Annotated in this window: 9 protein-coding genes; 8 read left to right on the top strand and 1 reads right to left on the bottom strand. The window is 52.1% G+C overall.

The window, feature by feature from the left end:
• Window positions 1–4: 4 nt before the first annotated feature.
• Entirely contained in the window at window positions 5–394 is a 390-nt protein-coding gene (locus M0P74_03760) for a FixH family protein (GenBank protein ID MCK9362707.1), read from the bottom strand.
• A 485-nt stretch (window positions 395–879) separates the two neighbouring features.
• Here M0P74_03760 and M0P74_03755 point away from each other — a divergent pair, with 485 nt between their 5' ends.
• From M0P74_03755 to M0P74_03720, 8 genes are all read left to right on the top strand, one after another.
• Entirely contained in the window at window positions 880–3,549 is a 2,670-nt protein-coding gene (locus M0P74_03755; GenBank protein ID MCK9362706.1) for an ATP-binding protein, read from the top strand.
• Between the two features lie 411 nt (window positions 3,550–3,960).
• Window positions 3,961–6,072, top strand: coding sequence for a glutamine synthetase III (locus M0P74_03750; GenBank protein ID MCK9362705.1), 2,112 nt, complete (start codon window positions 3,961–3,963; stop codon window positions 6,070–6,072).
• 750 nt (window positions 6,073–6,822) lie between these two features.
• Window positions 6,823–8,091, top strand: a complete 1,269-nt coding sequence (locus tag M0P74_03745; protein MCK9362704.1) for an AmpG family muropeptide MFS transporter — start codon at window positions 6,823–6,825, stop codon at window positions 8,089–8,091.
• 3 nt (window positions 8,092–8,094) lie between these two features.
• Window positions 8,095–8,820 carry a sugar phosphate nucleotidyltransferase gene (locus M0P74_03740; GenBank protein MCK9362703.1) on the top strand — a complete coding sequence of 242 codons (726 nt, stop codon included), beginning with the start codon at window positions 8,095–8,097 and terminating at the stop codon, window positions 8,818–8,820.
• Between the two features lie 17 nt (window positions 8,821–8,837).
• On the top strand, window positions 8,838–9,896 hold the full coding sequence (locus M0P74_03735) for a phosphotransferase (protein MCK9362702.1): 1,059 nt from the start codon (window positions 8,838–8,840) through the stop codon (window positions 9,894–9,896).
• Between the two features lie 95 nt (window positions 9,897–9,991).
• Window positions 9,992–10,219, top strand: a complete 228-nt coding sequence (locus M0P74_03730) for a hypothetical protein (GenBank protein MCK9362701.1) — start codon at window positions 9,992–9,994, stop codon at window positions 10,217–10,219.
• Between the two features lie 71 nt (window positions 10,220–10,290).
• Complete coding sequence (locus tag M0P74_03725) at window positions 10,291–10,893, top strand: HD domain-containing protein (protein ID MCK9362700.1); 603 nt, start codon at window positions 10,291–10,293, stop codon at window positions 10,891–10,893.
• Between the two features lie 45 nt (window positions 10,894–10,938).
• The gene (locus tag M0P74_03720; GenBank protein ID MCK9362699.1) at window positions 10,939–11,562 is read left to right on the top strand and encodes a GerMN domain-containing protein; all 624 of its coding nucleotides are present in this window, start codon (window positions 10,939–10,941) and stop codon (window positions 11,560–11,562) included.
• The last annotated feature ends 10 nt before the right edge of the window (window positions 11,563–11,572 follow it).

Here is an 11,572-nt window from a genome sequence, read left to right as displayed (position 1 = left end):
TTTCCTACCTCACATCAACACTGAATTTGGCTTGGGCTGTCTTGCCGCCGCGGGTTATCCGGGTGGCAATGCTCCAGCCTCCGGCCATGGAGAAGTTAAGTTTTGCCTTATACTCGCTGCCCTTCAATTCCGTATCTGTCTTGACTCGAACGGCCGGCATCCCGGGCATGGCGGCCATGGAATACTCCACCGCCACTTTGGCATCCTTGACTTCTGCGCCAGATGCATCCTTGATGGCAACGGACAGGTTGTTATCGCCGGTAATGGGAGGATTCCTGTCCATTTTTACCGCCACGGTGTAATCGCCTGCTTTCTTGGTTATCTCATAGTCCTTTGCCATTGCCGTGCCGGCAACCAGCAATACCGACATCGCCGCTAAAACCAATCTTTTCATCTTCGTTCTCCTTTTATTCTTTCATTGATTGCCCTAAAACATTTGCCAAACTAACTGCACACCCTTGCCTCCGCATAATCAATTTACATCGTTTCCGAATCGTTAGCTCTTTCTTAAGGCAATGGCTGTGCCAACAAGAGGCATGCCCCTGTATGGGCAGATAATATATCGGAATATATTGGTTAATAACATTAAGAGGATTATTTTTATTTGGGTGTGCCACGGGTAAGCGCGAATTTTTTTCGCATAGAAGGGGTTCTCAGAGGAAAAGGGGAGAATAATATTCACAGTAAAGCCTGCCGGGTGTTTTTACTTTTGTTCACTGTTCCTGGCTAATTTAACCTATTTTCCCATCTTTTTTTATGGCTGTGCTCACTGACCATGCCGAAAAGAAGCATGATCGGGTGAAACATGGTTGTTGACATTTTACTCACAATGTAGAAAATAACAGAAAAGTCTGTAATAGTTCTCAAAAGGAAACGCCAATGAAAGCCACAACGACCAGATTTAAAAAGGAATTCAGCGCAATATTTCAGTGGCGCTCCCTCAAGACCAAGGTGACTCTCTTAACGCTGGCCGTTTTTTTGATCGGCATCTGGTCGCTTACGTTCTATGCCAGCCGGATGCTGCGCGAGGATATGCAGAGGATGTTGAGCGAGCAGCAGTTCTCGACGGCATCCATCATAGCCGCAGATATCAATGGTGAACTGGAAGGCCGCTTTACAACGCTGGAAAAGGTCGCCGGAAAAATTACTCCGGCCATGTTGGGAAATCCTGCGGCCATCCAGAAGTTCCTTGAAGATCGCATCGCCTATCCGATGCTGTTTAATGCGGGCACCTATGCCACTCGCCTTGACGGCATAGCAATTGCGGATATTCCGCTTGCTGCAGGAAGGGTCGGCGTCAATTACAGTGACAGAGATTACCTGCTTGAAGCGTTGAAAGGTAAAACGACAATCAGCAAACCATTGGTCAGCAAGAGAGCGCAAGCTCCGGCGGTCGTGATGTCAACCCCTATTCGCGATGCTAAAGGCAGGGTAATTGGCGTCCTGGCCGGTCGGATCAGACTCAGCGAGTCCAGTTTTCTGGACAAGATTGCCAAGAGCCGCTATGGCAAGACCGGGGCCTATATGCTTGTCGCGCCGCAGCACAATCTGATTATCATCGGCACCGACAAGAGCCGTATCATGCAGAAGATCCCTACTGCCGGCGTTAATCCTTTGTGGGATAGCTATGCGCGCGGCTTCGAGGGCTCCGGCGTGATCGTGGATTCTCGCGGCTTGGAAGTGCTGTCGTCGGCGAAGCAAATTCCCACCGCTGGTTGGATTATTGTCGCCCGTATTCCCACTAAAGAAGCCTTTGCCCCGATCCGCGCCATGCAAAACCGGATGCTGCTTGCAGCGATTTTCCTGAGCCTGCTGGCGGGCATCCTGACGTGGTGGATGTTGAAGCGCCAGCTTGCGCCGATCTTTACCACCATTAAAACGCTGGCCGTCCTGGCGGATGCCGATCAGCCCCCGGAACCTCTGCCCATCGCCCGGAAGGATGAAATCGGCGAATTGATTGGCGGCTTCAATCAACTGCTCGAAGCCTTAAGAAAACGGAGAGAAGACCTGAAGCAGAGTGAAGAGCGATTTTCTCTTTTTATGGACCATTCACCAGCCCTTGCCTTTATTAAAGATAATGAAGGCAGAACGCTTTATGTTAACAAATCTATGGACAAGGCCTTCAACGCTTCGACATGGATAGGATTAAACACTTCAGAGATCTTTAACAGCTCAGAGGCGGCGAGAATACTTGCTGATGATCAAAGAGCAATGCAGAGGGGATATCAAAAAACAGAAGAGAGTTTTCTTAATCTTGACGGGAAAGTGCATCATTACGAAACACAAAAGTTTCTTATCTCCAGAGCAGATCAACAACCCCTCCTGGGAGGCATTGCCGTTGACGTTACCGACCGCAAGCAGGCGGAAGAGGAAAGAAACAATCTGGAGGAGCGTCTGCAGCGCGCGGAGAAGATGGAGGCCCTGGGGCTCTTGGCCGGCGGCGTTGCCCACGACCTCAACAATGTTCTGGGCATTGTCGTCGGTTATGCGGAATTGATTCTGGAGAGCGCCGATGCGTCAAGCTCGCTTAAGCCCCATCTCCTTAACATCATGAACGGGGGGCAGAAGGCGGCAGCGATTGTAAATGATCTGTTGACCTTAGCCAGAAGAGGAGTATCCGGCAGGGATATTATCAATCTGAATAAAATCATTGCTGATTTTTGCCAGTCCCCGGAGTTCGAAAAACTGTCATCCTATCATACCGCAGTCGAGATCAAGGCCGAGCTGGAGCCGGATCTGCCGAACATCACCTGCTCTTCGGTGCATCTCGGCAAGTCGCTCTACAATCTGGTTGCCAATGGCTGTGAGGCGATGGCCCAAGGCGGCATTTTGACCATCAGGACCGCCAGTCAGTATCTGGATATGCCGCTGCAAGGATATGATGAAATTCAAAGCGGAGACTATGTCGTTCTTTCTGTAGCCGATACAGGGGAAGGTATCGACAATAAGGATCTGAAACGTATCTTTGAACCATTTTATACAAAGAAGGTTATGGGTAGAAGCGGCACAGGTCTGGGGCTTGCGGTAGTCTGGGGCACGGTCAAGGATCATCATGGCTACATCAATGTGCAGAGTGAAAAGGGCAAGGGCAGCGTCTTCACGCTATATTTCCCTGCAACCAAGCAAGATAGGACCACGGAGGGGGAGGCTGTCGCCCTTGCCGCGTACATGGGGAAGGGGGAATCCATTCTGGTGGTGGATGACGTAAAGGAGCAGCGGGAGCTGGCGGCAGGGATGCTAAGTTCTCTGAATTACCAGGTATTCACGGCTGCCGGCGGGGCCGAGGCGGTGGCGTACTTGCAGGAACGTACAGTTGACCTGCTGGTGCTTGACATGATCATGGATCCCGGGATGGACGGGCTGGACACCTATAAAAGCGTCCTGGCTATCCATCCCCGGCAAAAGGCAATTATCGTCAGCGGCTTTTCGGAGTCGGATCGGGTGCATGAAGCCCAGGGGCTCGGCGCCGGTACTTACGTGAGAAAACCCTATATCAAAGAAAAGCTGGGGCTGGCGGTAAGAAAAGAGCTGGAGCGCTCCGCGCAATGACAGGAAGAGTCGAAATAAAAGGGGAGCTACCGATTGTTGGCAAGTTGAGAAAATGCCTGAGCGCTTAATGGGGTCGTCCCCTGTTTCGTGCAATGGCTGTAGTTTGGCGCAAAAATGTATCGTCTCGCCATCCTTCCCAGTACGTTTCATAAATCCTTAATAAATCAAATTGTTATACGGACACGGCTTGTTTTATCGCCCTTGCGCATTTCAATATCTGGAGAAGTCGCCAGAATTTTAGGAATAAATATGTATCAATAGTCGCCATCGTCAGGGATGCTATTTTTAAATATCAACGAAATCAGATAGTTACATTTTGGCATGCTATTCGCTTGCGAAGACTGAGACTGGATCAGCCGATTATACCGGTTTGTAATATTGGGGGGGGATTTTCCATACAAGGAGGGGTTTATGCAACACGATGAAAATGCGCTGTATTCGTTCGGAGAAAATGTTTTTAATGATAAGGTGATGCAGGAGCGACTGCCGGTCGCCACTTATCAAAAGTTGATGGCAACAATCAAAGAGGGCAACCCGCTGGATGGAACCATCGCCGATTCCGTGGCCAATGCGATGAAGGATTGGGCGATGGAAAAAGGGGCAACCCATTTTACCCACTGGTTTCAACCGTTGACCGGGATTACCGCTGAAAAGCACGAAGCCTTTTTAAGGCCGCTGGGATTCGGCAAGGCGTTTTTCGAGTTCAGCGGGAAAGAGCTCAGTCAGGGCGAGCCGGATGCCTCCTCCTTTCCTTCCGGAGGCCTGAGGGCAACCTTTGAGGCTCGCGGTTATACGGCATGGGATTGCACATCTCCCGCTTTTTTGCGCGATGACGGCGGCGGCCTGACGCTCTGTATCCCCACCGCCTTCTACTCCTATACCGGCGAGGCATTGGATAAAAAGACCCCGCTTTTACGTTCGATGGAAGCGGTTTCCCAGCAGGCGCTGCGGGTGCTTAAAATATTGGGGAACACCAAGGCTACGCGAGTGGTTGCCACCGTGGGCCCCGAACAGGAATATTTCCTCGTGGATCGCGACTATTACGAACAGCGGTTGGACCTGATTCTCTCCGGGCGAACCCTGTTCGGCGCCGCTCCCCCCAAGGGGCAGGAGCTGGAAGATCAATACTTCGGTTCGATCCGCGATCGCATCAACGCCTATATGCGCGAGGTGGATTTGGAGCTTTGGAAAATAGGCGTTTCGGCGCGGACCAAGCACAATGAGGTGGCGCCTGCCCAGTATGAACTTGCCGTTATTTATGAAAGCACCAATATTGCCGCGGATCATAATCAATTGGTCATGGATACCCTGAAAAGGGTTGCCCTGCGCCACGATTTGGTCTGTTTGCTGCACGAAAAGCCCTATGCGGGAATCAATGGTTCCGGAAAACACAACAACTGGTCGCTCAGCTCCAACGATGGCCAGAACCTGCTGGAGCCGGGGAAAACGCCGTGCGAGAACCTCCAGTTTCTGATTTTTCTAATGGCGGTATTGGCCGCTCTGGATCGTTATTCTCCCATACTGCGCGCCACTGCCGCCCGCGCCGGCAATGATCACCGCCTGGGAGCGAATGAAGCGCCGCCGGCCATTATTTCGGTCTTTCTGGGCGATCAGATCACGGAAATTCTTACCGGCATTGAGAAGGGCGTCTTCCAGCCGGCCAAGGCCATAGGCGAACTGGATATGAATGTCAGCACCCTGCCGAAATTTCCCAAGGATACGACAGATCGCAACCGCACCTCGCCATTTGCCTTCACGGGGAATAAATTCGAATTCCGCATGGTTGCTTCCAGTCAGTCCGTGTCCGGGCCGAACGTGGCGCTCAATACGATTGTGGCAACTACGCTGGATGAAATCGCCACAGAATTGGAAAAAGCCGCCCCGGAAAAGCTTCAGAAGAAGATTGAGGATATTTTGGTGCGATTGATCAAAAAACACAAGCGCATCATTTTCAATGGCAATAACTACTCCGCCGAATGGCTCAAGGAAGCGGAAAAACGCGGTTTGCCGAATGTGAAGACCACGCCGGAAGCGCTTACATCCTTTATCGATAAAGAGACGATTCGCATCTTCGAGAAATTCCACGTGCTGAGCGGAAAGGAACTGGAATCACGCTATGAGATCTATCAGGAAGAGTACGTCAAGCATGTAAATATTGAAGCTCAGACAATGATCCAGATGGCCAACAAGCAGTACATTCCGGCCATATCGGCATTCCTGCAGGAGCAGATGGACTTGCTGGGCAGCCTGCAGGCGGCCGGTCTGAAGAATCCGGGGGTGAAGAAGCTTGTCGATGAACTCAACAAAGGTCTTCAGGGGGTTTATGAGAAAACGGAAAAGCTGGACAAAGCTTCGCTTCTTACTCAGGCCATTGAGCCTGCCGATAAGCGGGGACTGGCGATCAAGGATAAGGTGATCCCCGCAATGGGAGAGCTGCGCGCGGCTGTCGATGCGATGGAAACGATCACTGCCGGCGATTACTGGCCGACGCCGAGCTATGCGGAGATGCTGTTTCTAAGCTAAGCCGCTGTTTGTCAACGAGTGGGACAAGGCGGCGACTGCCCCGGACGCGACGGAGCGCGTCCCTCCAATTGTATCAACATGAAGCTCCGCTTTCATTGTTCGTTGTGCCCGCTTCGGGCATGGTGGTTAGTCGAGGCAATTGCAAAACCATTTGTCATTCCCGAAAGCGAAGCTTAATGTTCATAATGTCTCTATCGGGAATATGGTTTTTCAAGCAGTTAGAACCAGATTCCCACTCAGAATCGTTGCGGGAATGACAAGAATGGGGAGTTTTGCAATTAACTTAGTCGAATGATTATGATGCCCTTTGGCCCCCCGGCAGAAAGGGGGGGGCCAAACTGTTTTAGGGCCTGTCCACAAATAACCTGAACATCTTGCATCTCATCTTTGGGTCATCTTTGGCTGCGACTCAATCACAAAATCCTCAACGTAGCGCTGCTACGTCTGCGGTTTTGTTCAATCGCCGCAACCAAATCCAACCCAAATCTGGGCGCAATCTTGCCCAGGTTATTTGTGGACAGGCCCTTAGCTGATCGCTCAAGAATAAAATGCAATGTTTCTCCCCCTGTGATATAGCCCGCATACAAATTTTGTATGAAAATCCCCCCATCCCCCCTTTGTCAAAGGGGGGCAAGGGGGGATTTTCATGCTTCGTTGTGCCCCACGGGCATGGGGGTTTATAGGAATGACGAAAAAACTCCAGCTAACTGCAGGAAGGGACAAAACCAGTCGGCAATGAAATTCCCGAAGATGCAACACATTAACCCCTGGATATGGGTTCCGTCTCTTTACCTGGCGGAGGGGGTCCCCTACATCATGGCGATGACCGTTTCGGTCATCCTCTATAAAAGGCTGGGTGTCTCCAACACGGAAATTGCGCTGTACACCTCCTGGCTCTACCTGCCCTGGGTGATCAAGCCGCTGTGGAGCCCGTTTGTCGATCTGTTCCGCACAAAACGCTTCTGGATTGTGGCGATGCAGCTTATCGTCGGGGCTTCATTCGCCGGCGTTGCCCTGACGATCCCGGCGCCCGCCTTTTTTCGCTACACGCTGGCATTTTTCTGGATCATGGCCTTCAGCTCGGCGACGCACGATATCGCCGCCGACGGCTTTTACATGCTGGGGCTTGAGGAACACCAGCAGTCCGCGTTTATCGGGGTGCGGACGATCTTCTACCGGATCGCGGTGATCGCCGCCAAGGGAATTCTCGTTGTCTTTGCCGGGAACCTGGAAACGCGGGGCTTCAGCGTGCAGACGGCGTGGTCGCTGACCTTTTTCCTGCTGGCGGCGCTTGTGCTGGCCCTTTTCATTTATCATGTTATTGTTCTTCCTTTTCCGGCTGCGGATCATCCCGTTCGGCGCGATCCGCAGCACAGCTCGCTTGCGCTTTTCCTGCGGGGGTTCGTGCTTTTCTTCCGGCGGAAGGATATCGTGCCGATGATCGCCTTTTTTCTCTTTTATCGTTTCGCCGAGGCGCAGCTTGTCAAGATGGTTGCCCCTTTTCTGCTTGACGGACGGGCCAAGGGGGGGCTCGGCCTTTCGACGACAGAAGTAGGCATCGTTTATGGGACTGTTGGGGCGATGGCGCTGATGGCGGGAGGGCTTCTCGGCGGCTGGGCGTCTTCGCGAAAGGGGCTTAAATACTGGCTGTGGATAATGGTTTTTGCCATGCACCTGCCGGACGTTATTTTTATCTATCTGTCCGTCGCGCTGCCGCAGAATCTCTGGATAATAAACGCCGCAGTGGCGATCGAACAGTTCGGATATGGGTTTGGTTTTACAGCATATTCCCTCTACATGATCATGGCTTGCGAGGGTGAATACAAGACGGTGCACTACGCGATCGCAACGGGGATCATGGCCTTTGGGATGATGATCCCGGCGATGTCGAGCGGCTGGATTCAGGAGCGCTTAGGCTACCCTGGGTTCTTTCTGTGGATCTTGGTTTCGACTGTTCCCGGCTTTATCGTCGCAGCGCTCGTGAAGATCGACCCGGAGTTTGGTAGAAAAAAGGGATAGGGTATGATGCCGACAACATGTTTTATTCTGGGCGCCGGGCTGGGGACGCGGTTGCGGCCGCTGACGAAAAGCCTGCCAAAGCCGCTGCTTCCCATGGGAGGGCGACCGCTCGTCAGCTATGCGCTGGATCACTGTCTGACCGTGGGTGCAGAGCGTTTTATCGTCAACACCCACTACCTCGCCGCCGCTTATGACGCTGCCTTTCCCGACCGACTCTGGCGGGGGAAACCGATTATTTTTCGTCACGAGCCAATCCTGCTCGATACGGCCGGCGGACTCAAGAATATTGAAGACCTGCTTGTGGAGAGGGAAAGCCTGCTTGTTTATAACGGCGATATTCTTTCGGATATGCCGCTTTCCCGGCTGCTTGCCGCCCACCGGGAAAAAGGCCGGGAAGTTACCCTGGTCCTCAGGAGCCGGGGGGCGAACAGAAACGTTTCTCTCGATAATCAGGATCGGATCTGCGACATCCGGGATATTCTCGGCAATCCTGGAGTGAGAAACTGTCTTTTTACCGGCATCTACATTGTGGAGAGAAGGTTTTTCCACCGTTTGACCAGTGGTAACGCGGAATCAATCATTTTGCCCTTGGTGGAAATGATAAGACAAAAACCGGGCGCGGTGGCCTCGGTCGTGATCGACGAGGGGATATGGGAGGATGTCGGCAATCTGGAGGCGTACCTTCGGATTGCCCCCTCCGTGCCGCCGCTGAATTACGAAAAACCGTAAACCGTAAACCGTAAACCATGAATCATGAACCTGACAACCTGAGCAGTTACAAATGCGGTCATAATTCCGACGAGGAGGCGTTTGTCCGGACAACGCTGGGGATTCTTGCCGACACCCCCGTAGAGCTGTCAGCGGTCGGCAAGGGCGGGTCGGATCGCCGCTATTTCCGAGTCGTAGCGCCTGGTTCCCCGTCGGCAATTCTGATGCGCTACGGGGATATGTACGCGGAAAACGACGTTTATGTTGCCGCCGCCTCATTGCTTCGGGAAAGCGGCGTCAGTGTGCCGGCCATTTATAACCACGATCCGGAACGCCGGCTGATTTTGATGGAGGATCTGGGCGATCGCGATCTCTATAGCCTGCGCGAAAAAACGTGGGGGGAGCGACGTGCAATTTATGAAAAGACGCTGGCGCTTGCCGTAAAAATGCACGCATTTTCCCCGGAGCAGATTAACATGAAGCTCCATTCCTCGCACTCGCTTCCTTTGATGCCGGGTTATGATGAAAAATTGTACCGTTGGGAGAGAACCTACTTTCTGGAAAATATTGTTCAAAACGTCTGCCGGATGGAGCTTGCCCCGCAGGAAAAAAATGATCTGGAAACGGAGCTGGTCGGATTGGCCGCTGGGCTTCTGCAAACGAAGGCCTCTTTGATCCATCGCGATTTTCAGTCGCAAAATGTAATGGTTAAGGAAGGAAAACCGGTACTTATCGATTTTCAGGGGATGCGGTTCGGGAGCCCGTTTTACGACCTCGGGTCGTTAATCTACGATCCTTACGTCCAGTTTCCGGAAGGCGCGCGCGCTTACCTGCTGCGTTTTTATTACGATCTTGCCGGATCAACTTCTTCATGGGAAAAATTCCGGGCGCTTTTTTTTCAGGCCTCCGCGCAGCGACTGATGCAGGCCCTTGGCGCGTACGGCTTTCTCGGACTCACGCGTGGCAAACCCCATTTCCTGCTGCACATTCCCCGCGCCCTGCAAAACCTTGTCGAGGCATCCGGGGAATCGGGCATCCTGCCCCGCCTGAACGACCTTGCCCGGCGCTGCCGGGGCTGCATATACCCATTTTCCTGATTGCAAGATATGGTTTAAGTGATATATACACCCCGCCAGTAAATTATTATTACTGCTTAATGGCGACATTTTGCGATGTCGGGGGGGAAAAAGGTATGGGCGAAATGGAGAAGAATGCGGCGCTGCTTAAGGAAATACAGGCAAGAATGGAGCGCAAGCTGAAGGATGGCGAGATAGAAATAATTGAGTACTGGAAAGAACAGATCGACCGGGTTGCGGCAATGAAACCGGAAGGTGTTGCCGCCCTGCAGCAGCAGTTGAAAAAGATTTCCGAGATGATGAGCAACCGGGTGCGGACAATCAAGAAAGATCTGTCGCATTAAGGCAAGGCGTTGGAGTGTTTCTGCCGGAAATAATGCGGAGCTCTCTTTTGTAGAGCAGATGGTGATGGTGAATGAAGGAAATAGCTGAATTTCTTTTTGAAACGAGCATGTTGAGGAAGACCCCCCGGAGCGGGTTTCAGTTCCTCGGCTCCGGTTCCGAATCGGTTGCCGAGCATGTGTTGAGCACTCTTTATATTGGGTATGCATTGTGTAAAATGGATCCCGAGGCCGACGAGTTGAGGGTCTTAAGGCTATGCCTGATGCACGATCTGCCCGAGGCGCGCACCGGCGATATGAATTACGTGAATAAAAAGTATGTGCAGGTTGATGAGAAGAAGGCGGTAAAAGAGCTGGCGGCCCCGCTTTTTTTCGGCGGGGAGATTGAAGGCGCCCTTGACGAATTCAACGAGCGCAAAACGAGGGAGGGGCTCCTGGCCAGGGATGCCGATCAACTGGCGTTGATCCTCCATTTGAAGGAATGCGGCGATTTGGGAAACAAATACAGCAAGGAGTGGATGCGTTTTGCCAGGGAGCGGTTGGTGACGGAAACGGCGCGCCGGCTTGCCCTGAGCATTCTCGAGACGGACTATTCCGACTGGTGGTCGAAGGAAAATGACGACTGGTGGGTCAACGGCAATAACGGGGCAGGAAGTAAACTCAAGAAGCAGGAATAATTTTAGCGGGGTTATCAACTAAAACCCGAATAATTAAGGAGCAATATGTCCACCAAAAAGCAAATCCGCAGCGCCGGGGTTAAATCGAAAAAAACGAAAAAGAACAAAAGAACGCTGATCTTATCGGTGATTGTCGTAGTTGCAGTTGTTTTTCTGGCCGTTTTTTTTATCACGCTGTTTGACTATATCTATCCGCCCGCGACCGGCAAACATATCGCCGAGTCGAAAAAAGAGAAGATAGAGGTGACCCTGTACTTTTCCGATGTCAATGAACGCTACCTGCTTCCGGAAAAAAGATTTCTGGTCAAGGAGACGGCCCCGGAACGTCAGGCGGTTGAGATGGTAAATGCCTTGATCGCCGGCTCAAAAACGGGGCTTGTCAATACGTTTCCCCCTAAGGCCGAACTGTTGAACATCACAAAAGAGGGTAATGATACGCTGCTTGTCGATTTTCGGGAGAGTCTGGTTAAAAACCATCCCGGGGGAAGCGCCGCGGAGATGGCTACCATCTATTCATTGACGAATACGCTGACTGCCAACCTGCCGGAGATAAAGAAGGTGAAAATTCTGGTCGAAGGCAAGAGCCGGGAGTCGCTGAAGGGGCATATCGGGCTTGACCAGCCTTTTTATCCCAAAAAGGAACTACTCGCAACCCCGCAGTCCCAATAATAAATATTTT

It is taken from the genome of Syntrophales bacterium, from assembly GCA_023229765.1.
GTDB lineage: Bacteria > Desulfobacterota > Syntrophia > Syntrophales > UBA5619 > DYTH01.
The sequence above is the reverse complement of the archived record's forward strand: the minus strand, read 5'-3'. Positions and strand labels throughout refer to the sequence as shown.